The sequence below is a fragment of the Yersinia fenwicki genome (assembly GCF_043099325.1).
In the GTDB taxonomy this organism is placed as follows: Bacteria; Pseudomonadota; Gammaproteobacteria; order Enterobacterales; family Enterobacteriaceae; genus Yersinia.
In genome coordinates this window covers 3,467,718-3,490,480 of the sequence record NZ_CP170755.1, presented here as the reverse complement: position 1 = coordinate 3,490,480, position 22,763 = coordinate 3,467,718, and the positions used below count along the sequence as shown (strand labels likewise).

The window sequence follows — 22,763 nt, the reverse complement described above, 5'->3', positions numbered from 1 at the left end:
AATTGTAAGGATATTGTGTTTCAGCTCACAATTCAGGCAAATTGTTATGTCAAAATCATCAGTAATTTGAATGTCAGACCGTAACTGAGCGCTCCCAGTAACGTGGCGAAGATAATACTGTTGGTTCTATAAAAGCATCCGCAGATAACTAAAAAACCAATCAGTGTAGGAGTTAATTTCTGTGGGTTATGCACTATCTCCGGGGTACTGGAAACCACCAATAACGCGCAGATAGAGGCGATCCCGATACTGTCTAGCAACAGGGAGGCTTTACCTCGTTGCAGGCCCGCTTGTTTGCGGGCAGGCCCAAGGCGCAGTGGCAGATATCGAAATAGGTAATTGACCGTTCCTACTACCAAACCAATGATCAGAACATCCATATTCATGGTTTTGGCTCCTCTTTATCATTCTCGTTGTGTTCTAAGACGGCCTCAGGGACGGGTTGGATCAGGGCAGCCAGACATCCGCTGCCAATACCGGCCAAAATAGCCACTGGAATAGAGAACAGCAGCACGCCCAGCAAGGCCCCCGTCAGTGAAGCAATAACGGTAAGGCTGTATTGGCGTTTGAACGAGGCCAATAGGAAGCTTAGGAATAGCGCCGGGAGCATAAAGGAGAGTGATGCTTCAATCGCCGGGTAATTTTCCAGCGGCCCATTACCAAACATTGCGCCAATAGCGGTGCCAGCCACCCAAGACAACCAGGAGGTGAACGCGATGCCAAGCATCCAGTTCTCACTCCAGCGCCGTTGATCTTTCATTAGCTTGGTTGTTGCGGCGGCAAAAACTTCATCAGTAAGACCAAAAGCCCACAGTGCCGTTTTTTTGCCCGATAACTTGGTCACAATGCGGTGTTTCAGTGCTGGCCCGTATAAGATATGGCGGACATCCATAGCCATCACGGTCAAGGCGGAAACCCATAATGACATCCCCGCACTGAGCAGGGCAGTAATAACGAATTGGCTGGCTCCGGCATAAATAATGCAAGAAAAGAAAATACCTTCCCATGGAGTAAAGCCAAGTTTTACCGAACTCAAACCAAAGGCAAAAGCGACGGGTAGATAACCGATAACAATCGGTAGGCTATCGGTTATTCCTTCAATAAAGGTGGCTGTCGGCTGGGCCGTCGAGGGGGAGTCGGTGGTTTGGCTTTGCATAGGGTCAGCTATTGGTAATTTGGGTTATATATCCGTCATACTTCAAGCCGCATGTGCGTTGGCCGCGCTTAATAACCCGAATAATCACTTACAACACAGTAAGCTCATCGGGTTCTCTCACTTGCCGCCTTCCTGCAACTCGAATTATTTAGGATATAGGATAAAGTTAAGTAACATTACCAGAGTGGTAATTGTCTTAATACCCTATAACCCAAATTTATATCTTAATTGATTATTAGTTAGCTAACTAATCAAGATTACTCGACAGGTTGATTGGCTGGGGGATCAAAGCGTTTACCTGCCAACCAGGTGGTGATGTTCAAGATACATAGCACCAGCCCGGCAAGCGCCACGCCATACCAGCCTGCATGTTGATAGGCGGCGGCTGAAATCAGGGAACCTAGTGCCCCACCAATAAAGTAAGTGGTCATGTAGCCTGCAGTTAAGCGATTCCTGGCTTCAGGCATCATGCGGTATATCACGCTCTGATTGGTGACATGTACCCCTTGAACGGCCAGATCTAACACGATAATCCCGATTATCAGCGCAATGATTGAATGCTGTCCCAGGGCTATTGGGATCCATGACAACAGCAATAATACCAAACCCACGCTGGTGGTTATCCGCGCCTTTCCTTTATCTGCCAGTTGACCCGCTTTGGTGGCCATTAATGCCCCCGCCGCGCCGACCAAACCAAATAGCCCAATCGTGGCTTCTGAATAGCCAAAAGGTGGCGAAGCCAGCAGGAAAGCCATTGATGTCCACAAGACACTAAAGTTGGCAAAGGATAGTGCGCCCAGTAAGGCGCGGGTGCGCAGCACTGGAGTACGGATAAATAAAGAAAATATTGAGCCGAGCAACTGGCTATAATTGAGGCCAGAATGTTGCTTATAACGCGGCAGATAGCGCCATAGAATCAACGCCATGATTATCATTAATACACTGGCAACCCAATAAATGGTGCGCCATCCCCCGATGGAGGCCAATGCGCCCGCCACAGTTCGTGCCAGTAAAATGCCCAACAACAGGCCGCTCATGATAATACCGACCACTTTGCCGCGTTTTTCCGGTGCAGCCAGTGTAGCGGCTAAGGGCACCAGCAGTTGCGCCACCACTGAGAACAAGCCGGTGAGGGCGGTGCCGACAATCATCATGACGAGGTTTTGCGACATCGCGGTAATCAGCATGCCACCTGCAGCCAGCAGAGTCATGCCGACAATCAACCCACGTCGTTCAAACATATCTCCCAAAGGAACCAGGAACATTAACCCCACCGCGTAGCCCAACTGAGCCGCCGTTACGATGAAACCGGCCTGATTGACCGAAAGATTAAAGGCTTGTGCGATGGTTTCCAGCAATGGCTGGGCATAATAGTTGCTGGCAACTGCCAGTCCGGTAGCGACCGACATCAAGACGATCAAGGCTGGGCTTAAACCGGCGTTTTCGGTTTTTTGTGTCATAACGAATTATTCTGAATTGGAAAGAGCGACAGTATTAGATAAATAAGGGTAATAAACCAATAGATAAATTTTACCTCACTTTAATTCAGTTTAGTTTTAGGTAGATTTGGTTGATGGTTGATTAAGTGATTTAGTTCGGTTGTTAGAGCACCGAGTAGGCTTTACCTCCGATGAACCAACCGCCAAAGGGGGCTGCGGCCCCCTTGTGGAATCCCGCGCTTTCGCACGTATCGCCTGCCCACTGCGTGGGTGCCCTCACTCATCATTTCGCTGTCGGGACGGCTTTACGCGGGTCCCTCCGCGTGACGCCTAAATCCGCCGTCCATGGCGGATTTCCCTTGCTCCATTCTTCACTCGGCGGCTCAAATGTGCTTTTAAACTTCAAAACCTAAAACCCATGGTTTTGAATTGGCTTTTGACGTTGAGCGCAATCAGGAATATTGCCGACAAGGAGTGAGGGTAGAGTGAGCGGGCAAGGACGCCCGCGAAAAGCGCGCTTGAGCATGGATTGCGAATCGCTCTGGCTCGTCAGCCCGAAAGACGCAGGCGGTTTACCCGCAGGGCAATATTTCGCGCAAGCCGCAGGTGCAGGAGGGCCGGCTTGCCCTCCTGCTCGGTTGAGGCGACTGGGATTAAGTGGTCACTGAACGACTATCAACCGAAACAATGCTCCCATGCTTTAACCACCGAACCTGATCACCAAACCAAACTTTACTCCGAAATTAAACTCACATGCGCTGCCACAATCCGCCAGCCGCAGGGCAGCTTAACCCATGTCTGCATCTGTCGGCCGACTCGTGAAGTGCCTTCACGGTAGAATTCGGTACTGGCGACCGCCATGTCCTCACCAAAAGTGGTGATCATCGTATTCTCTAAAGTACGATCCAAACCTTTTGATGGCCGGCCCTGGCGAAACGCTCTGATGGCATCAATGCCAAACAGATCCTCTCCCGCGCCAAAGCGCACAGTGCGGCTATCGTGCCAAAACAATTCATCCAATACCGGAATATCGTTGCTAATCAACGCCTGTTCATAGCGGTAAAATGCTTCATTCACCTGTGCAAGGATCGCTGGGCGATCAATAAATTCATTTTTCATTTTATTGCTCTCATCGGAAGGTGCTTTCTAAATGATGCTACTGACCGGCGCACTCACTAATCCTTGCTGTTCTAATGCATAAGCGGCACGTAAGCAGTGGTCTTCACGCCACGGTGCGGCAATGAGTTGCACTCCGATTGGTAGGCCGCCAGCTGTTCTCAATGGAACGGTGACTACTGGCAGACCGAGGAACGAAATAGGCTGGGTTAGCATCCCCATACTGGCGCGAATGGGAAGATCGGTGTCATTGATTCGCATCATCTCCTGACCAATAAGTGTGGCGCTGCAAGGTGTTGCGGGCGCAATCAAAATATCCCAATGTTCAAATAAGGGCAGGATTTGTTGACGGAAATGGTGGCGAAAACGTTGAGCCTGAATATACCAACTTGCTGGTAGCATGGCTCCGGCTAATAGCCGTTCCCGTGAGTGCGGTTCAAAACGTTGTGGCGATTTTCTTAGGGCAGGGAGATACTGATTTCCTCCTTCGGCAGCACTGATAATAAATGCAGCTGTTCGGGCCAAATCACTCTGTGTCATTTCGACTTCGGTAGCCGCTTCCAGCCCTTTGGCGACGACCAGCACCGCAGCTTTGGCATCATTGTCACCCCATTGTTGGAAATACCCGCCCAGCACGGCACTTCGCAAGCCTTGCTGACCACGCGAGAGTAAATTCAGACAGGGTGAGACAGGTTTATCAGATTGAAAACTATCGTGAATATCCGTTCCTTGCATCACATTATAGACGGCGGCTAAATCTTGCGTGCAGCGCGCCATCGGGCCGATACTGTCTAAACTAGCGACAAATGGATGAGTACCGCGGCGTGATAATCGGCCAAAAGTCGGCTTCAGCCCGAAAATACCGCACAAAGAAGCCGGAACTCGAATAGAGCCGTTGGTATCGCTGCCAAGCGCGAAATTAACCAGTCCCGCAGCAACCGCTGCCGCCGATCCACCGGAGGAGCCACCGGCAATACGATTGACATCGCGCGGATTACGCGTGGCACCGTAATGGCTGTTTTCAGTGGTAAAACCATAGGCGTAAGCATCCATATTCAGCATGCCGGACAACATAGCCCCTTGTTGAGAGAGGCGTGAAATAACCGGTGCATCTTGTCTCGCTGGCGCTCGTTCACAAAACAGGCTGGCACCTGCAAGCGTGGTTTCGCCCGCCACATCAAACAGATTTTTTACAGCATAAGGAATGGCGGCCAATGCGGGCAGAGCTTGTCCTTTGGCGCGTAAGGTATCCAGCCGATATGCTTCACTGAGCATACGATCTGCGGTGATATGGGTATAAGCATTGATCGCGGGATTGGCTGCGCTAATGGTATCCAACGTGTGTAAGGCTATTTCTTGTGCGGATAAGTCACCCTGATTGAGCGCTTGCTGAATCTCGGTGATAACCAGAGTTGAAATCTGTTTCATAACCGGTATACCCCAGCTATCTCTTGCTTTTCATCCAGAGGCAGGGCCATCAATGGGCCTGCCATAGTAGCGATGCGTTCAAATTGCTGTAGCAATGCCGTGCGGCGGGTATCGTCCAACTCTAATGCTAATAAGATTTCCATTTGCCGAATGTAAGCAGCCCAATCCATAGCATTTTTTTCTGATGTTTCTTTCATGACAATTCCTGTGCTGAATAAGTAAATTGTGGATGAAATCAATAACCGGCGGCACTGCCATTACTGCGTGGGTCAAATGCGCCTTCTAACATGCCATTACGGTGGCGAACAACAGCGCCGGCATGGCCGACAACCTCGCTAAAATCGGGTAGCAGTTCAACCTGATGCCCGCGTTGGCGCAGGTAATCAAGGGTTTCTACCGCGAAGCGTGCCTCCAATTTCAGTGAGTCAGAGCTTTCCCCCCACGTGCGGCCTAATAGCCAGCGTGGGGCGGTGATGGCTTGCTGTAAGGGCAAGCTTTGCACAATATGGCGGATAAACACCGCCGCTTGGGTTTGTGGCTGACCATCTCCGCCCATTGCGCCATACACCAGGGTTCGGCCATCCTTCAGACGGGCAGCGGCAGGGTTTAAGGTGTGAAATGGCTGTTTTCCTGGCGCTAACGCTAGCAGATGCTTGGAGTCAAGACTGAAAGATGCGCCACGGTTTTGCCAAATAATGCCCGTTGCGGGCAGTAGCACCCCACTGCCAAATTCATGATAAATGCTCTGAATAAATGAAACCGCCAGCCCATTGTTGTCGATCACCCCCATCCAGACGGTATCACCCGGCCCGCGACCACTGCCCCAGTTGGCGGCTTGCTCGCTATTGATATAAGACGCCAGTTGGTTGAGTGGCTCTTTTTCCAGTAAGGATTGTGGGCAATGCTCCATCCACAACGGGTCGGTAATGACTTGATCACGCAGCCCAAAGGCGAGTTTGGTTGCTTCCACGAGGGTGTGAATGGTTTGGCCTTCACTCATTTGGGCGACTGGTTTGCGGTCAGCCAACCCGAGAATCGCCAGTGATACCAAACCTTGCGTCGGTGGTGCCAGATTGAAGACTTCACCTTGCTGGTGGCATAGCCGTAGAGGGGTTCGACGCTTAGGCCGATATTGCGCCAGATCTTGGGCGGTAATCGGCATTTCTGCGGCGGTAATGTCAATGATGATTTTTTCGGCTAGCGGGCCGCGATAAAAGCTACTTAGCCCTTGCTCTGCGAGTGCTGTCAGCGTTTGGCCCAATTGCGGTTGAACAAAGCATTCGCCCGCTGTTGGAATATGGCCTTGCGGTATAAAAACGTCGGTAAAATCAGTGAACTCAGCCAACTCATTGGATTTAGCACGAGTGGCGGCTTCTTGGGACGGGGTGACCGGAATACCGCGTGTAGCGTAGGCAATCGCATCTGCCAGTAAGCGGCGCAGTGGCAGGGTATTTTCACCGAGTTCGCGAGCAACATTCAGCGCTTCTTCCCAGCCGCCGACAGTTCCGGCAATCGTCAATGCGGCTTGCGGCCCACGGTGCGGGATCTGTTGATATGCGCTATAGCGCTCAAGCGTCGCCAGCTCACCTGCGGCTCCACTGGCATCTATGGCAATCGGATCGCCATTGGGCGGGACAATCAGCCAGAAACCATCGCCCCCCAATCCATTCATATGTGGATAAACCACTGCAATGGTGGCCGCCGCTGCGACCATGGCTTCAATTGCATTGCCGCCTTCACGTAATACAGCGAGGGCACTTTCACTGGCTAAATGATGTGGGGTAACCGCCATTCCTTGCGGTGCCATGTTGCTGTTGATCATTTCTGCTTTCCTTATCACCCGTTTATTGAAATAGAAAACTGAGGTAACAGAAACTAAGCAAGAGGCGTTCCACAATGTCGGATTTTATGTAACTAATAAAAATTCTCATATTAGCGGTGGGGGCTTGTGTGCTATGTTTCGCAAAAATGCCTATGCTGAAACGATAGTTTCATTGGCCGGAGAAGGGTATGAAACAGATTGATGAGCGTTTGCGGGCGCATTACGCGCAATTAACCCCACAGGAACAGCGCGTTACCGATTTTATTTTTGGTCATTTTGATGACTTCATCAGTTACAACAGCGCCGAGCTGGCGCGATTGAGTAGTGTGTCTAAGGCGACGGTCAGCCGCCTGTTTAAACGGCTGGGTTATAGCAGCTATCGAGAAATGCGGGAAGAGGTGCGAACCTTACGCCAAAGCGGAATGCCGCTGACCGATAATCGCGATGCTGTACAAGGGAATACCTTGTTGGCACGGCATTATAAGCAAGAAATGGCAAACCTGACTCATTGGGTAAATCAATTAGATAGCCAGCAATTTAGCGACATTATCAATGCCTTGGCGCGAGCACCGCGTATCTTGTTATTGGGGTTACGTAACAGCTATCCGATTGCACTGCATCTACGTCAGCAATTGCTCCAGGTTCGTCAGTCTGTCCAGTTAATTCCGCAAGCAGGGCAAACATTGTCGGAGGAGTTAGTCGATACTGGGCCGCGTGATGTGGTGGTGGTGGTGGCATTCCGACGCCGCCCGAAAGTTATCCGCGAAATTTTGCTGCAAATGCAGGTGCAAGGTGTGCCTACCTTGCTGATTTGTGAGCCGCAAGCCCAGTCGTTGCTGTCATTAGCACACTGGCGATTAACTACGCCGCTCGACAGTGTGTCTGCTTTTGACAGTTATTCTTCGGCCATGAGTTTGGCGAATTTACTCAGTAATGCGTTGCTGCATGAAATGCTGACACAGGGCCGACAGCGCATTCATCAAATTGCTGATTTGTATGACGCTTTCGGCGAGCTGGAGCAACGTTAACTTCAGTGTTTGAAAGGGTTATCGTACTCAGGGGCGCTCCGGCGGCGTAAGCCGCTTTCGACCCCAACGGCACGCTTCCCTTTCAGTTAGCATTGTTTGTGATTGATTGCCTCTCTATGGTGCAAATAAATTATCCTTCTGCACTTTTTTTGTGAATCTCTTGCTCCGATTTATTCCTCCGATTTATTCCCTACATGGCTTGATGCCCCTAACGATGGGACTTTCATCTTGGCGATTTATTGGCACAGTAGTTGCAACGATGGTTTCAGTAATTTGATTTAAAGAATCTATTGTTTCATTACTGCATTATCGGAGATAAGCTATGAACATGAAAAAGCGGATGTTGGCATTACTGGGGGCAGCATTGATATTGGTTCAGGCTCCCGCCGTATTAGCTGATCAATTAGAGAAAATTCAACAGCGTGGCGTGTTACGGGTCGCTGTTCCACAGGATTTCCCCCCATTTGGTTCCGTCGGGACGGATCTTCAGCCGCAAGGCTATGACATCGATATGGCGCATTATCTGGCCGATAAAATGAAACTAAAGTTGCAACTGGTGCCAGTGACCAGCGCTAACCGCGTTCCCTATCTGCAAACCGATAAAGTGGATTTAGTGATTTCCAGCTTGGGTAAAAATCCTGAGCGGGAAAAAGCTATCGCCTTTAGCCGTGCGTATGCGCCGTTTTTCCTTGGCGTCTTTGGCGCGAAAGAGGATGCGCTGAAACAGCCAGAGCAACTGGCCGGTAAAACTGTCGGTGTGACGCGGGGGGCGGTAGAAGATATGGTGCTGAGTGAGTTAGCGCCTAAAGATGCCCAAATAAAACGTTACGAGGATAACAACACCACATTATCAGCCTATTTGTCCGGGCAGGTGGATTATCTGGCAACCGGGAATTTGGTGGTGAGTGCCTTGGCCCGTCAGAATCCTGCTCAGGCACCTGTGGCGAAATTTATGCTGAAAGATTCACCCTGCTATATCGGTTTACGTCAGGGGGAATCGGCACTGAAAGCTAAGGTTGATGCGCTGATTGTTGAGGCTTTGCAAGATAAAACCCTGAATGGTTTGTCCGAGAAATGGCTGAAGGCGCCGTTACCAGCCGATCTCGGCGCATAACAGGAGCGGGCGATGACCTATCAGCTGAATTTTCCTGCCCTGTGGCCTTATCTGCCCGAGTTGTTATCGGGTCTGTTGATCACCATTGAGCTGACGGCTATCGCAACCTTGGGGGGGATCGCTCTGGGGATTGTCGGTGCGGCGATCCGCTGTAGTCATAACCCTCGCTTCGATAAGGTCATCTTGCGGCGGGTATGGGGCGGTTACGTAGAAATTGTGCGCAATACCCCTTTTGTCGTGCAGCTGTTTTTCATCGTTTTTGGTTTACCCGCGCTGGGGTTGAAATTAAGCGCCGGGCAGGCTGCGGTGTTGGCGATGACAATAAATTTAGGCGCTTACAGTACGGAGATTATCCGCGCTGGGATTCAGGCCAGCGCCAAAGGTCAGTGGGAAGCGGGACGAGTACTGGGTTTGAGCCGCAGTCAGACATTTTTTCGCGTGATTTTACCGCCGTCATTGCAGCGTATTTATCCAGCACTGGTCAGCCAATGCATCATTGTGATGCTCGGTTCTGCGGTGGTGTCGCAGGTGTCATTTGAAGAACTGACATTTGCCGCCAATCTGATTCAGTCGCGTACCTTCCTCAGTTTTGAGGTCTATCTGGTGACCACATTGCTGTACCTATTGTTGTCCATTGCGATGCGTCAGTTGTTGTTAGCAGCTGGGCGTCGATTCTTTGGGAGGCGCGCCTCATGATGTTTACTGATTGGGATATCATCCGCAACCTACTACTGGCAGCTCGCTGGACGCTACTACTGTCATTGACCGCCTTTCTTGGCGGGACGTTGGTGACATTGCCGCTGATGCTGATGCGCTTGAGCCGTTGGCGCTGGATGGCACGTTTTGTCCGCGGTTACACCGAACTATTTCAGGGCACTCCGCTATTAATGCAGCTGTTTTTGGCTTTCTTCGGATTAGCACTGTTTGGCATTGATGTCAGTCCGTGGGCGGCAGCAGCGATGGCATTAACACTGTTCACCAGTGCCTTTCTGGTGGATATCTGGTGCGGCAGTATTGATGCTTTACCGAAAGGTCAGTGGGAAGCTTCCCGCTGTTTAGGCCTGAGTTTCAGCCAAACCTTATTTCGCGTGATTGCGCCACAAGCGACGCGTATTGCGATTGCACCCACGGTGGGGTTTTCAGTGCAAGTCATCAAAGGGACGGCGCTGGCATCTATCATCGGTTTTGTTGAGCTGACCAAAGCCGGCACTATGTTAAATAATGTCACTTATCAGCCATTTAAAGTATTTGGTTTGGTGGCGCTGGGCTATTTTCTGATGTGCTATCCCTTGTCGCGTTACAGCCACTATCTGGAGAAGAAATTGCATGCCGCTGATCACCATTAATCAGGTTCAAAAATATTATGGCCAGAATCATGTGCTGAAAGGTGTGGATCTGGATATCGAGATCGGCGAAGTCATTTCGATCATTGGCCGTAGCGGTTCAGGTAAAAGTACATTGCTGCGCTGCATTAATGGGCTGGAAGGCTATCAGGACGGCAGTATCAAACTCGGCGGGATGACGGTGACCAACCGCGATTCACAAGCGCGTGAAATTAGCCGATCAGTGGGGATGGTATTTCAGAACTTCAATTTGTTCCCGCATATGACTGCACTTGAGAATGTGATGCTGGCACCGCGCCGAGTCTTGAAAAAGAGCGCTGCCGAGTGTCGTGATCTGGCGGCAGAGATGTTGACCAAAGTCGGGCTGGCGGATCGGATGGATTATTACCCTGCCAATCTTTCTGGCGGCCAGCAGCAACGAGTGGCTATTGCCCGCGCGTTGGCGATGCAACCTAAGGTCTTATTGTGTGATGAAATTACCTCTGCGCTGGATCCTGAGCTGGTGGGGGAAGTGCTAAAAGTTCTTGAGCAGTTAGCAGCAGAAGGTATGACCTTGATTCTGGTGACCCATGAGATGAATTTTGCGCGTGAAGTTGGTGACCGCGTGGTGTTTATGCATCAGGGGCGGGTGTGGGAGCAGGGCGAAAGTCGTGCGTTATTTGCTCAGCCACAAACAGCGGAATTAAAACAATTTATATCCTCAGTGCGTGGTTTGTAGGAAACATTTTACTGATTCATATAAGAATGGAGATTTTCTATGTCGGCAGTTAACCATAATCCGTTGTTTAGTCAGATTAATCCACCAGCAAGGTTACTGATGGGGCCGGGGCCAATCAATGCCGATCCACGGGTACTGCGCGCGATGGCAAGCCAGTTGATCGGACAATATGATCCGGCGATGACGGATTATATGAATCAGGTGATGGCGCTGTATCGCGGTGTTTTCCGTACTGAAAATCAGTGGACGATGCTGGTTGATGGCACTTCCCGCGCCGGTATCGAGGCCGTTTTGCTGTCGTCTATTCGACCGGGCGATAAAGTGCTGGTGCCGGTTTTTGGTCGTTTCGGCCATTTGTTATGTGAAATTGCCCGCCGTTGCCGTGCCGAGGTCCATATCATTGAAGTGCCGTGGGGCGAAGTATTCACACCGGATATGATTGAGGATGCTATTAAGAAAGTGCGTCCGCGCCTATTGTTGACGGTGCAGGGCGACACATCAACCACCATGCTGCAACCGCTGGCCGAATTGGGCGAAATTTGCCGTCGTCATCAAGTGCTATTTTATACCGACGCCACTGCATCATTAGGTGGAAACGTATTGGAAACAGATGCATGGGGACTGGACGCAGTCTCGGCTGGGCTACAAAAATGCCTCGGTGGGCCATCGGGCAGTTCTCCGGTGACGCTGAGTCCACGGTTTGCTGAACAAATTCGGCGTCGTAAATGTATTGAGCAGGGGATCCGTACGGCGGAACATACTGACGGCGATGAAGAGATGATCTATTCCAATTACTTTGATCTGGGCATGATCATGGACTATTGGGGGCCGGAGCGCCTGAATCACCATACTGAGGCGACCAGCATGTTGTTCGCCGCCCGGGAATGTGCGCGGGTGATGTTGGAAGAAGGTTTGGATAGCGGCATTGCGCGTCATGCTTTGCACGGCGCGGCATTGCTCGCGGGGATTCAAGGCATGGGGCTTGCCGTTTTTGGTGATCTGAAACATCGCATGAATAATGTGTTGGGCGTGGTCATTCCGGCGGGGATCCATGGTGAACAAGTTAGGCAATTGATGTTGAATGATTTTGGTATTGAGATAGGTACTTCATTTGGGCCGCTGAATGGCAAAATTTGGCGCATAGGTACTATGGGGTATAACGCCCGTAAAGATTGTGTGATGCAAACGCTGGTAGCGCTTGAAGCGGTATTGAACCGGTTAGGATTTACCACTGTTCAGGGCGCTGGGTTGCAAGCGGCGTGGGATGTCTATCAGGTTGAACAAAACTGATGGCCGTTACCTTGCCAGATGCCGAGGTAGAGCAAGCTGCATTGCGGGTATTAGCCCGTTGTGATGTGCTGGCGGCAATCAGCGAGTCCCCCGATATGCTGACGCGAGTGTATCTGTCTCCTGAGCATTTGCGGGTAAATCAGCAAGTGGGAGAATGGATGCGGGCGAATGGCATGCAGGTTTGGCAGGATCCTGTCGGAAATATCTGTGGCCGTTATGAAGGTTTGCAATCCGATGCACCAGCCATATTACTGGGTTCCCATCTTGATACAGTGCGCAATGCCGGGCGTTATGATGGCATGCTGGGAGTATTAAGCGCGTTGGAGGTGGTGGGCTACTTACACCGCCAGCAGTTGCGCTTACCGGTTGCTATTGAGGTGATTGGTTTTGCTGACGAAGAAGGGACGCGGTTTGGCATCACGTTGCTCGGCAGTAAAGGGATTACTGGCCGTTGGTCCGCAGATTGGTTGAGTAAAACCGATGCTGAGGGGATCAGTGTGGCGCAAGCGATGGCGAATGTCGGCCTCGATCCGATGGCGGTTGCACTGGCGCAGCGGACAACCCGTGATTTCTGTGCCTATCTTGAATTGCATATTGAGCAGGGGCCGTGTTTGGAAAAGGCCGGTTTGGCATTGGGTGTGGTGAGTGCAATTAATGGTGCTCGTCGTTTGAATTGCCACTTTACCGGGCTGGCGGGTCATGCCGGTACCGTACCAATGGGGCAGCGACAGGATGCATTAGTGGGTGCTGCCGAATGGATTTGTTCCGTTGAGCAGCTAGCCGAGAGTTATGGCGAGCATTTGGTAGCGACGGTGGGGACCCTGGCTTGTTTACCTGGTGCGGTGAATGTGATTGCGGGGGAGGTGAAGTTGACTCTGGATATTCGAGGCCCGCAAGATAGCAGTGTCAGCAAGTTATTGGCCAATTTATTAGCGCAAGCTGAGGTGATAGCGGCACGCCGTGGCCTGACTTTTGCAGCGCAAGAGTTTTACCATATCAATGCAACCAACTGTGATGATAATTTGCAGCAACACATTAGTGCCAGTGTTAGTCAGGTGCAGGGGCGCTCATTAGCGCTGCCCAGCGGCGCAGGTCATGACGCCATTGCGGTAGCGGAGTGTTGGCCGGTAGGGATGTTATTTGTGCGCTGCAAAGGTGGGGTTAGTCATCATCCAGATGAATCGGTGACTTGCAGTGATGTGGCAATGGGGATTCAGGCTTATCTGGAAACGGTGTTGTCGTGTGCGGCATCAGAGACGCGGTGGACGGTAAGTTAAACGTACTTGGGGAGTATTTTTATCGCCAGCTCCCCATCGTTCAGCACTTATAACAACAAAAACTTATCGGTATCGTGGAAAGCCGGAAACCTTTCCCGATAGGCTTGCAAGGTTTCTAAAGACAACTCCGCATCCAGTCGCGCCGCTTGCCCCGGTTCTGCCTGGGCTAGAATCTCACCCTGGGCATCCAAAATCACACTATCACCCTGATAACGATGGCCATTATCATCATCACCAACCCGATTACAGCCAGCGACATAAGCCTGATTTTCTATTGCTCGTGCCGCCAATAGCGTTTGCCAATGTTTAGCGCGGGCGGCAGGCCAGTTAGCGACATACAGCGCTAAATCATAATCTTGCTGATTGCGCGACCACACCGGAAAGCGCAGGTCATAACAGACTTGCGGCAGAATACGCCAGCCTCGCCACTCAACAACTTTACGTTCTTTACCTGCCAGATAGTGATGGTGCTCACCAGCCATACGGAATAAGTGGCGTTTGTCATAGTGATGGATTGTCCCATTCGGCTGCACCAACAGAAAACGGTTAACCGCGCCGTCAGGGGTATTCAGCGCTACGCTACCGCCAATCAGGGCATCGGTGCGTGCCGACCAATGGCGTAACCAATCAATGACTTCGGTTTCTGGTAATGCATTCTCAGCGGCATTCATTGCAAAACCGGTGGTAAACATTTCCGGCAATACAATCACATCACGCTGCTGTATGTGTTCCAGCAGCATATCAAAGTGACGCAGATTCGCCTGAGCATCCAGCCACACCAGCGGTTGTTGCAGCAGAGTTAGTTTTAAAGTTGACACAATCGCTCCGCAGCAGCATCCAGCGTGGCATCCTGTTTGGCGAAGCACAATCGGATCAATTTATGGGGGAACGGGCCTGCGCAGAATACGGATAAAGGTATCGCGGCGACACCTACGTGTTCGGTGAGCCATTTGCAGAACTCAACATCGTCGAGATCAGAAATAGCGCTGTAGTCGGCCAACAAGAAGTAGGTTCCTTCACTGGGCAGAATGTTGAATCGGCTGGCTGACAGCGCATTGACGAATCGATCGCGGCGCGCGCGGTAGAATTCCGGCAATTGTTGCCAATGTTCCGGTTCGCTATTCAGCATGTCAGCCAGTGCAAACTGGACGGGAGTACACACCGAAAATGTCAAATATTGGTGAATTTTGCGCACTTCGGCACTGATCGCCGCGGGTGCGATGCAATAACCCGCTTTCCAGCCAGTCATATGAAACGTTTTGCCGAAAGAGGAAACCGCAATAGCCCGCTGGCGTAATTGTGGATGGGCCAACACACTGGCATGGCCTGCCGCGCTGAAGCAGATATGTTCGTATACTTCATCACTGAGAACATAAATATTGCGCTCAGCAATCACTTGCCACAATTGTTCAAAATCTGCTGCGCGCCAAACTGTTGCCGAGGGATTATGTGGCGTATTCACAATCACCAATCGGGTGCGTTCAGATATTAAATCAGCAAACTCAGCCCAGTCGGTGTTGAATGCGGGAGGTTTAAGCGCAATGCGTTTGAGTATTCCGCCGGCCAACTTAACCACTGGGGCATAACTGTCATAGCTGGGATCAAAGCAAATAACTTCGTCGCCTGGGCGAACCAGCGCGGTAATGGCGGCAAAGAGAGCTTCGCTGGCACCGGTGGTGACAGTGACTTCGCTATCGGCATCGGGTTTCCAGCCATAGATTTTAGCTGTTTTCTCGGCGATGGCGGTGCGTAGCGGTGCGACGCCGGTCATGGGAGCATATTGGTTTGCGCCCTGACTAACATGATAGGCTAATCGTTGTTTTAAATAATCTGGACCATCAAAATCAGGGAAGCCTTGCGACAGGTTAATTGCTTGATGTTTTTGCGCCAATGCACTCATTTGCGTAAAGATTGTGGTGCCCTGTGCGGATAATTTACTGTCTGGAATAAAAGATAAAGTGCTCATGGCAGGTGAATACTCCTGGCGCTGTATGTTGCTGTCAATATAACACGATGTTAAGATTTGGCAATCAAGACGCTTAGATGTTTAAACGGCTAAATGACGAAATTAGCTAAGCATAGATAAGATCTCGCTAATGATTTTTTGCGCTACTAAATGTCGTCATGCCGATTGCAGTGGCAACATGCCATAGCACATCAACACCACAACAGGGATATGCAATGACAGAAAATGTACAACTTGGCGCGCTGCTAGCCGCCTGCCACTGGATTGGCGAGAAGGGCTGGTGCCCAGCGACCGGCGGCAATATGTCCCTGCGACTGGATTCCGCTCAATGTTTGGTGACGGAGTCAGGCAAAGATAAAGGGAGTTTGACCGCTGATGATTTTTTGCTGGTGGAAACGGCCAATAACCATGTTCCCAGTGGGCGTACCCCGTCAGCGGAAACGGGTCTGCACACCCTGCTTTATCGGTTGTACCCTGAAATCAACGCGGTATTACATACTCACTCGGTGAATGCTACGGTGCTATCGCGCGTCGAGCGTAGCAATGAGTTGGTATTGCACGGCTACGAGATGCAGAAATCCCTCTCAGGGCAACGCAGTCATCTGGATAGTGTGGTGATCCCCATCTTCGATAATGATCAGGATATCCCGGCCTTGGCACAGCGAGTTGCCGCGCTGGCTGATAATCATCCATTGCGTTATGGCTTTTTGGTTCGTGGTCATGGTTTGTATTGTTGGGGAAATAGTGTGTCTGAAGCCCGCCGTCATTTGGAAGGGCTGGAATTCCTGTTCCAGTGTGAACTGCAACGCCGTCTGTTGGATGCCAATTTTAAACTGGGGGCAAAATGATTCAGGCAATAGTGACCGACATTGAAGGTACCACCACCGACATCCGCTTTGTCCACCAAGTATTGTTTCCATATGCTCGTGAGCGGCTGACGCCTTTTTTACTTGAATATCAACAGGATGAAGAGGTTGTGAACGCATTACTCAGCTTGCGGCGTGAGATTGAACAATCGGATGCAGATATTGAAACCCTGATTACCACATTGCACAGTTTTATGGATGAAGACCGCAAATCTACTGCGCTAAAAGCTATTAAGGGCATTATTTGGCGCAGCGGTTATCTGCAAGGTGATTTTCGTGGCCATCTGTATCCCGATGTTGCGCCGCAACTGGCTGATTGGCAGCAGCAAGGGCTGAAGTTGTATGTTTATTCATCCGGTTCGGTTGATGCTCAGAAATTATTGTTTGGTTACAGTGATGCAGGGGATTTACAGCCATTATTCAGTGGCTATTTTGATACCCATGTTGGGGCCAAGCGCGAAGTGAGCGCTTACCAGAATATTGCTCATCAGCTGGCTATTGCCCCGCAAGCATTGCTGTTTTTATCTGATATCCGCCAGGAATTGGATGCCGCACAGCTTGCCGGTTGGCAGACTTGTCAGTTGATTCGAGATCTTCCAGACAGCGAAAGCCGTCATCCCCAAGTCAGCCGTTTTGATGAAATAGACATAGAGGGTTTTACAGCATGAGCGGATTAACCATTTTTAGTGATGAGCAGCCAGAACAGCCGCTGTGGCAAAGCCGCGATGCTGAGGAAATTCAACAGCAATTGACCGCTATTGGCGTACGATTTGAGCGCTGGCAGGCGGATCGTGAACTGGGCGATAACCCACAACCGGATGCTGTGATTGCAGCTTATCAGCATGAAATTGACCGGCTGGTAGCGGAAAAGGGCTATCAGAGCTGGGATGTGATCAGTATGCGTCCTGATAATGAGCAGCGTGAAGTATTGCGTGAGAAATTCTTATCAGAACATACTCATGGTGAAGATGAAGTGCGTTTCTTTGTCGAAGGAACCGGGTTGTTTTGCTTGCATCTCAATAGGAAAATTTATCAAATTCTTTGTGAAAAGAATGATTTGTTGTCAGTTCCGGCTGATACCCCGCATTGGTTTGACATGGGTTCTAAACCGAATTTTACCGCTATTCGGGTATTTGATAATCCAGAGGGTTGGGTGGCGCGTTTTACCGGCGATAAGATAGCCGATGCCTACCCGCGCCTAGATTGATCCCCTTCGTCCTTGAAGCCGCAGGGGTGTTAGCTACGCTCACTTACCCGAATCACTTACTTGAGTAAGCTCATCGGGATGTGTTCGCTTGCTGCCTACCTGCGACTCCAATGACTTTGGGGATAAAATTTCAAATACTGCTAATTCTTGGGCTGGAAGAATCCTGCGGTCACTTGTTCTGGCGTGATAACACCGCTGTCTAGCACCCAGCCACTGATTAATGCGGCAGGGGTAACATCAAACGCCGGGTTATACACCGGCGCATTCGCAGGTGCCCATTGGCAATGGCCGAAACCGCCTGATACCCCTTTGACTTCACTGGCATCCCGTTGCTCTATGGGGATGGCCGCGCCATTTGGGCAGTCAGGATCATGAGTGGTGTGTGGGGCCGCTACGTAGAATGGAATGCGGTGATAATGCGCCAATACGGCCAAACTGTAGGTACCAATTTTATTCGCTACATCGCCATTCGCTGCAATGCGATCAGCGCCCACCCAGACAGCATCGACTCTGCCCTGAGCCATCAGGCTGGCAGCCATCGAATCGCAAATTAATTGATAGGGAATCCCTAATTCGCCTAGTTCCCAAGCGGTTAAGCGACCACCTTGCAGCAATGGCCGGGTTTCATCTACCCATACCTGCTTGATCTTACCTTGCTGATGCGCTTTCAGTAGCACGCCGATAGCCGTACCAATGCCCGCAGTGGCGAGCCCGCCGGTGTTGCAGTGGGTGAGTAAGTTGCTGCCAGGTTTAACCAATTGCACCCCATGCTGGGCAATCCGCTCACATAACTCGCGGTCTTCCTCGACCTGACGCAATGCTTCGTGAGTCATGGCTGCGACCCAATTAGCTTGCAATAACGCCTGCTGCATCCGCGCCAGATTATTCATTAAATTCACGGCGGTTGGACGCGATTCCCGCAGCGCAATCAGTGCTTGTTCAAGCTTGGCTTGGGGCAAACCCCGCTCTGCCAACAAAGCCAACAGCAGACTGGCTGATAAGCCAATCAATGGTGCACCGCGTACGCGCAGTGCTTGAATATGCTCAATCAGCAATTCTACTGTATCGGCAGATAGCCATTCCTGGCGTTGTGGCAAGGTTTGTTGGTCAAGTATCCACAGTTTCCCATCAACAATCTTTAAGCTGGTCGTTTGTAAATCAAGCGTGTTAAGCGTCTGCATTGTCAGTTAAATCCATGTTGCGTTATTGCATCTGGTTTCTTATTCTGCCAACATATCTTATGGATGTGTAGACGTCTATATGGTTTTACGCCTAAATACGGATTTTTTTGCTCGAACAGGGAATAATTTCACGGCTAAGCAAATGGTTGGCGGTGAGTGAATCAGAATCAGATAAAGAATAATGAGGTTGAAAATGTCTCGCTACCATACATTTACTGCTGCGGATGCTGTTGAATATGCTCGCCAATTTGGTCAAATAGCTGATCCACTGGCGCTGGTGACAGCCGACGAAATTGGCGATGGGAATCTCAACCTGGTGTTTAAAATCCGTGATGCTGCCGGGGTTAGCCGGGTGATTGTTAAGCAAGCACTGCCTTATGTGCGCTGTGTGGGAGAGTCCTGGCCGTTGACCCTGGATCGCGCCAGAATTGAAGCAGAAACTCTGTTAACACACAGCCAATTTTGCCCACAACATACAGTTAATATTCTGCATCACGATGCAGAGCTGGCGGTGATGGTTCAAGAAGACTTATCTGATCACGAAATCTGGCGCAGTGAATTGGTGAAGGGAAAATACTATCCGCAAGCGGCGGGGCAATTAGCTGAGTATTTAGCACAAACCTTATTCCATACTTCCGATTTTTATCAGTCGGCCCAAGCTAAAAAGGCCGCAGTCAGCCGCTATACCAACCCGGAATTGTGCCAAATTACCGAAGATCTGTTCTTTACTGATCCCTACATTGAACATGAGCGTAATAATTTCGATCCGGCGTTATTACCCGAGGTGCTGGCATTACGTCAGGATGATGCACTCAAGTTGGCTGTCGCTTCGCTAAAGCACCGTTTTTTGAGCAAAGCTGAAGCATTGCTGCACGGTGATATTCATAGCGGTTCTATTTTTGTTGCCGAGGGGCGTTTGAAAGCCATCGATGCCGAGTTTGGTTTCTATGGCCCGATAGGTTTTGATGTGGGCACTGCACTGGGTAATTTACTGCTTAATTACTGTGGTTTGCCGGGGTTAGCTGGTCCAAGGGATGCAGCGGCGGGCCGAGAACAGCGCTTGAAAGATATTTATATTTTGTGGGAAACTTTCTCCCACCGTTTTCTGGCATTAAGCGAGAAAAAAACACAAGACTCAGCGCTGGCAACGGCGGGTTACGCCCAGCTATTTCTACAGCAGGTTTGGCAAGATACAGTGGGATATTGTGGCAGTGAATTGATTCGGCGCACCATTGGGTTGGCCCATGTGGCTGATCTGGATAGTATCGCTGACGATGAGATGCGCCGGGCATGCCAGCGGCATGCTTTGAGTTTGGGGTGTACTTTGATTTTGGCAGCGCCGCACATAGATAGCATTGATGATTTGATTGCACGCATTAGGCAGAATGGGTAGCAAAGATTACTCATAGCTCAATGTGATAGTCATGTAAATGAAAATATAATAATCCCGCTAAGTCATGCGGGTTTTTTTATTATAAAAATTACTATTAGGTAAAGTATTTATAAACATAAAAATAACACATTTAATATTTCAATAAATAGTTGATAACTATGTTTCTTAAAAAGTACATTGATTTTTTTACTGCCATGATTTGTTTTATCTATAACTTATAATTTACGTTAGCTTAATTTTAATTGATATTATCAAGAGGGTTTGTTTTGTTTTTACGCTATATATTTCATTTGGTTGTGTTGTTACCCTGCTATTCATAATAAATAAAATCGCTCTAATAAAAAATCAGAATTAAACATAATTATTATTTCATGTTGATAGAGATATATCTACCATAAATAACTATTTGTTCTAAATATGAACTGAATATTAGTCTGGAACAATAGAGAACTCTCTTTCGGGTTTTTGTAATGACTACAGTTAGCACATTCTTTTTTATAAAAGAAAAACTAAAAATAAATTCTAATGGGTCAGTGTTAAATAACTTGCTTTTATTTAAACTGACGTTGTCATCATGCTAAGTAGGCGTATTTTATGCGATATTTTTATTATCCAGAAAAATTATGGCATCAGAATAACTTTAGCTTTACAGTAATAATATCAATTCTTTTTTTTTGTTCACGGGTCGTTGCCGCTCCGCAGGTAATAAATGTACCGAATGCTGGTGCGATGAGTAACGCAATACGGCAAACCACACCAGAACCATTGCTTGCACCACATAAGGCTGAAGTCAAAATTCCACCTTTGATTTCACCCCCTTCGCTGGGTCGTTCTCCAACGATGGAAACAATCATTTTACGTGAAGTCAGATTTGAGGGGGATACTCAGTTATTACAGTCTGGCGATCGGAGTAATAAAGTACTATATGGCGTCATTAATCTCTGGCTAGGGCAGAGATTAACCTTTAACGATTTGCAAGCCATGACCTTGGCGATAACTCGTTTCTGTCGACAACAAGGGTTTGTTGCGGCTCAGGCAATATTGCCGCCACAAACTATTCGTGAAGGTATTGTCGTCGTTCGTATTATTGCTGGCCGATTAGATAATCCGGAAGTTAATAATCAGAGCCGCTTGAATACTGAATTTGCTACTGCTGTGATTGAAAGTAATAGTTGCAGTAAAACGGTGGGGTTCTTTGGTAATAAAGATTGTTCGGTTTCTCCGGCAGAATTATTTCGTCTTGAAAGAACGGCTCTTATTCTTAATGAAATACCCGGGGTTGATGCTGTTTTGGCATTAAAGCCAGGAGCCCAATCGGGAATGACAAGAATTTATGCTGATATTACCCCAAGCCAACCCGCGATGGGATATATCGGTATAGATAATCAAGGTAATGATTACTCTGGTCATAATCGGTTATTAGCCGGAGGGGCTATCAATAATCTGACGGGGTGGGGAGATCAATTACGAAGCGATTTAATTTTATCCAGCTCGGCAGATGTATTCAATGGCATGTTGGACTACAACTTTCCCATTAATACCTATGGCACTCGTGCAGTGCTTAATTATAGCTATCTGGATTATACCCTGAAAGGGCCTTTCAAAATATTGGATGCTCGGGGTCATTCTAACCGTTGGGGTATTAATTTTAACCATCCGTGGATACGTAACTCAGCGGCGCGGATTGATGCGAGTGCGGGTTACTATCAGAGCAGAATGCGTGATGCATTGATTCTGTTACCGGAACAAAAACGTAATCTGGATGCCAGTGAGTTTGGGGTTGGTGGCACTTTTTCCGCAGTACCTCGCGGGTTAAGTCATTTTAATTTACTGGGCACAGTCGGTCATCTTTCATTGGATGATGAATTTAGTCAGAGCATGAATTCATTGACCGGCATTAGCGGTACTTTTGCCCGTTTTAATTATCGCGTGGGTCATGATCAGGGGTTTAGCCCTTATTTCTCTTTCTTCAATCAATTTACCGGTCAAATGGCCAGTAAGAATCTTGATAGCTCACAAAAGTTGCTGTTGGGGGGACCATTGGCGGTTCGGGCTTACGGTATTGGCGAAGGATCGGTGGATAAAGGCACGCTTTTTACCACTGAATTACGGACTCGCTGGCAACCCCCGCTTCTAGACTGGGCCGGTGCGGGTAATCAAATCACGGTTGCGGCATTTTTTGACCAAGGATGGGGATCCTATTTTCGCCAGCCTATTGAGGGATTGACGGGAAATAACATTAATCTGTCAGGTTTTGGTGCCTATATCACTCTCTCTCGTCCGGCAGATTATTTTTTGAATCTGACTTGGGCACATCGGACCGGCCAGGCTGCAACTTCTCAACCGGATAACGACCAACTTTGGCTTAGCGCTTACAAGTTGTTTTAGCGCTTATCGGCATATTTGTCAGATTTAATGG

General features: G+C 49.4%; 23 protein-coding genes. 13 read left to right on the top strand and 10 right to left on the bottom strand.

Translation table 11 applies throughout. The features are described from left to right. Nucleotides 1–44: 44 nt before the first annotated feature. The 3 genes from ygaH to ACF3VQ_RS15900 all read right to left on the bottom strand — a co-directional run bounded on the left by ygaH (nucleotide 45) and on the right by ACF3VQ_RS15900 (nucleotide 2,616). Nucleotides 45–386, bottom strand: a complete 342-nt coding sequence (ygaH, locus tag ACF3VQ_RS15910; protein ID WP_392432117.1) for an L-valine transporter subunit YgaH — start codon at nucleotides 384–386, stop codon at nucleotides 45–47. Further along, nucleotides 383–1,156, bottom strand: a complete 774-nt coding sequence (locus ACF3VQ_RS15905; RefSeq protein ID WP_392432116.1) for an AzlC family ABC transporter permease — start codon at nucleotides 1,154–1,156, stop codon at nucleotides 383–385. Before ACF3VQ_RS15905 ends, ygaH begins: the two co-directional genes overlap by 4 nt. 257 nt (nucleotides 1,157–1,413) lie before the next feature. Then, a complete protein-coding gene (locus ACF3VQ_RS15900; RefSeq protein WP_392432115.1) occupies nucleotides 1,414–2,616 on the bottom strand; it encodes an MFS transporter in 1,203 nt (400 codons plus the stop codon). 464 nt (nucleotides 2,617–3,080) lie between these two features. Here ACF3VQ_RS15900 and ACF3VQ_RS15895 point away from each other — a divergent pair, with 464 nt between their 5' ends. Then, nucleotides 3,081–3,263 (top strand): hypothetical protein, encoded by a 183-nt coding sequence (locus ACF3VQ_RS15895; protein WP_392432114.1) that lies wholly within the window; start codon nucleotides 3,081–3,083, stop codon nucleotides 3,261–3,263. Between the two features lie 64 nt (nucleotides 3,264–3,327). Here the strand turns inward: ACF3VQ_RS15895 and hpxZ are convergent, their stop codons facing one another. From hpxZ to ACF3VQ_RS15875, 4 genes are read right to left on the bottom strand one after another with little or no spacing between them, the layout of a single operon-like run. Beyond that, nucleotides 3,328–3,714, bottom strand: coding sequence for an oxalurate catabolism protein HpxZ (gene hpxZ / locus ACF3VQ_RS15890; RefSeq protein ID WP_392432113.1), 387 nt, complete (start codon nucleotides 3,712–3,714; stop codon nucleotides 3,328–3,330). Nucleotides 3,715–3,741: 27 nt separating this feature from the next. Further along, entirely contained in the window at nucleotides 3,742–5,139 is a 1,398-nt protein-coding gene (locus ACF3VQ_RS15885) for an AtzE family amidohydrolase (RefSeq protein ID WP_392432112.1), read from the bottom strand. Beyond that, nucleotides 5,136–5,336: an oxalurate catabolism protein HpxX gene (gene hpxX, locus ACF3VQ_RS15880; protein ID WP_392432111.1), complete on the bottom strand. Its 201-nt coding sequence runs from the start codon at nucleotides 5,334–5,336 to the stop codon at nucleotides 5,136–5,138. Before hpxX ends, ACF3VQ_RS15885 begins: the two co-directional genes overlap by 4 nt. Nucleotides 5,337–5,374: 38 nt before the next feature. Continuing rightward, complete coding sequence (locus ACF3VQ_RS15875) at nucleotides 5,375–6,961, bottom strand: gamma-glutamyltransferase family protein (protein WP_392432110.1); 1,587 nt, start codon at nucleotides 6,959–6,961, stop codon at nucleotides 5,375–5,377. 188 nt (nucleotides 6,962–7,149) lie between these two features. Between ACF3VQ_RS15875 and ACF3VQ_RS15870 the strand changes: the two genes are divergently transcribed. From ACF3VQ_RS15870 to hpxK, 7 genes are all read left to right on the top strand, one after another. Next, nucleotides 7,150–7,989, top strand: coding sequence for a MurR/RpiR family transcriptional regulator (locus tag ACF3VQ_RS15870; protein ID WP_392432109.1), 840 nt, complete (start codon nucleotides 7,150–7,152; stop codon nucleotides 7,987–7,989). A 322-nt stretch (nucleotides 7,990–8,311) separates the two neighbouring features. Then, on the top strand, nucleotides 8,312–9,103 hold the full coding sequence (locus ACF3VQ_RS15865) for a transporter substrate-binding domain-containing protein (protein WP_392432108.1): 792 nt from the start codon (nucleotides 8,312–8,314) through the stop codon (nucleotides 9,101–9,103). A 12-nt stretch (nucleotides 9,104–9,115) separates the two neighbouring features. Continuing rightward, on the top strand, nucleotides 9,116–9,799 hold the full coding sequence (locus ACF3VQ_RS15860; protein WP_392432107.1) for an amino acid ABC transporter permease: 684 nt from the start codon (nucleotides 9,116–9,118) through the stop codon (nucleotides 9,797–9,799). Continuing rightward, nucleotides 9,796–10,449 carry an amino acid ABC transporter permease gene (locus ACF3VQ_RS15855; protein ID WP_392432106.1) on the top strand — a complete coding sequence of 218 codons (654 nt, stop codon included), beginning with the start codon at nucleotides 9,796–9,798 and terminating at the stop codon, nucleotides 10,447–10,449. The genes ACF3VQ_RS15860 and ACF3VQ_RS15855 overlap by 4 nt, the downstream gene beginning before the upstream one ends. After that, a complete protein-coding gene (locus tag ACF3VQ_RS15850) occupies nucleotides 10,430–11,164 on the top strand; it encodes an amino acid ABC transporter ATP-binding protein (RefSeq protein WP_392432105.1) in 735 nt (244 codons plus the stop codon). The genes ACF3VQ_RS15855 and ACF3VQ_RS15850 overlap by 20 nt, the downstream gene beginning before the upstream one ends. A 39-nt stretch (nucleotides 11,165–11,203) precedes the next feature. Continuing rightward, nucleotides 11,204–12,454, top strand: a complete 1,251-nt coding sequence (locus ACF3VQ_RS15845) for a pyridoxal-phosphate-dependent aminotransferase family protein (RefSeq protein WP_392432104.1) — start codon at nucleotides 11,204–11,206, stop codon at nucleotides 12,452–12,454. Beyond that, the gene (hpxK, locus tag ACF3VQ_RS15840) at nucleotides 12,454–13,731 is read left to right on the top strand and encodes an allantoate amidohydrolase (protein ID WP_392432103.1); all 1,278 of its coding nucleotides are present in this window, start codon (nucleotides 12,454–12,456) and stop codon (nucleotides 13,729–13,731) included. Before ACF3VQ_RS15845 ends, hpxK begins: the two co-directional genes overlap by 1 nt. A gap of 47 nt (nucleotides 13,732–13,778) precedes the next feature. Here the strand turns inward: hpxK and ACF3VQ_RS15835 are convergent, their stop codons facing one another. Next, nucleotides 13,779–14,549, bottom strand: coding sequence for an amidohydrolase (locus tag ACF3VQ_RS15835; protein ID WP_392432102.1), 771 nt, complete (start codon nucleotides 14,547–14,549; stop codon nucleotides 13,779–13,781). Beyond that, nucleotides 14,537–15,697: a pyridoxal phosphate-dependent aminotransferase gene (locus ACF3VQ_RS15830; RefSeq protein WP_392432101.1), complete on the bottom strand. Its 1,161-nt coding sequence runs from the start codon at nucleotides 15,695–15,697 to the stop codon at nucleotides 14,537–14,539. The genes ACF3VQ_RS15835 and ACF3VQ_RS15830 overlap by 13 nt, the downstream gene beginning before the upstream one ends. Before the next feature lie 215 nt (nucleotides 15,698–15,912). Here ACF3VQ_RS15830 and ACF3VQ_RS15825 point away from each other — a divergent pair, with 215 nt between their 5' ends. Genes ACF3VQ_RS15825 through ACF3VQ_RS15815 form a run of 3 tightly spaced genes read left to right on the top strand, consistent with a single transcriptional unit; the run spans nucleotide 15,913 to nucleotide 17,770 of the window. Beyond that, nucleotides 15,913–16,545 (top strand): methylthioribulose 1-phosphate dehydratase, encoded by a 633-nt coding sequence (locus tag ACF3VQ_RS15825; RefSeq protein WP_005167480.1) that lies wholly within the window; start codon nucleotides 15,913–15,915, stop codon nucleotides 16,543–16,545. After that, on the top strand, nucleotides 16,542–17,231 hold the full coding sequence (gene mtnC / locus ACF3VQ_RS15820) for an acireductone synthase (RefSeq protein WP_392432100.1): 690 nt from the start codon (nucleotides 16,542–16,544) through the stop codon (nucleotides 17,229–17,231). Before ACF3VQ_RS15825 ends, mtnC begins: the two co-directional genes overlap by 4 nt. Continuing rightward, nucleotides 17,228–17,770, top strand: coding sequence for an acireductone dioxygenase (locus ACF3VQ_RS15815; RefSeq protein ID WP_392432099.1), 543 nt, complete (start codon nucleotides 17,228–17,230; stop codon nucleotides 17,768–17,770). Before mtnC ends, ACF3VQ_RS15815 begins: the two co-directional genes overlap by 4 nt. 140 nt (nucleotides 17,771–17,910) lie before the next feature. On the opposite strand, the gene mtnA is transcribed toward ACF3VQ_RS15815, so the two are convergent. Next, entirely contained in the window at nucleotides 17,911–18,951 is a 1,041-nt protein-coding gene (gene mtnA / locus ACF3VQ_RS15810; RefSeq protein WP_392432098.1) for an S-methyl-5-thioribose-1-phosphate isomerase, read from the bottom strand. Nucleotides 18,952–19,144: 193 nt separating this feature from the next. On the opposite strand from mtnA, the gene mtnK reads away from it, so the two are divergent. Together mtnK and ACF3VQ_RS15800 are read left to right on the top strand one after the other, a co-directional pair. Then, entirely contained in the window at nucleotides 19,145–20,344 is a 1,200-nt protein-coding gene (mtnK, locus tag ACF3VQ_RS15805) for an S-methyl-5-thioribose kinase (protein ID WP_392432097.1), read from the top strand. A 594-nt stretch (nucleotides 20,345–20,938) separates the two neighbouring features. Beyond that, a complete protein-coding gene (locus ACF3VQ_RS15800; RefSeq protein WP_392432096.1) occupies nucleotides 20,939–22,732 on the top strand; it encodes a ShlB/FhaC/HecB family hemolysin secretion/activation protein in 1,794 nt (597 codons plus the stop codon). Nucleotides 22,733–22,763: the final 31 nt, after the last annotated feature.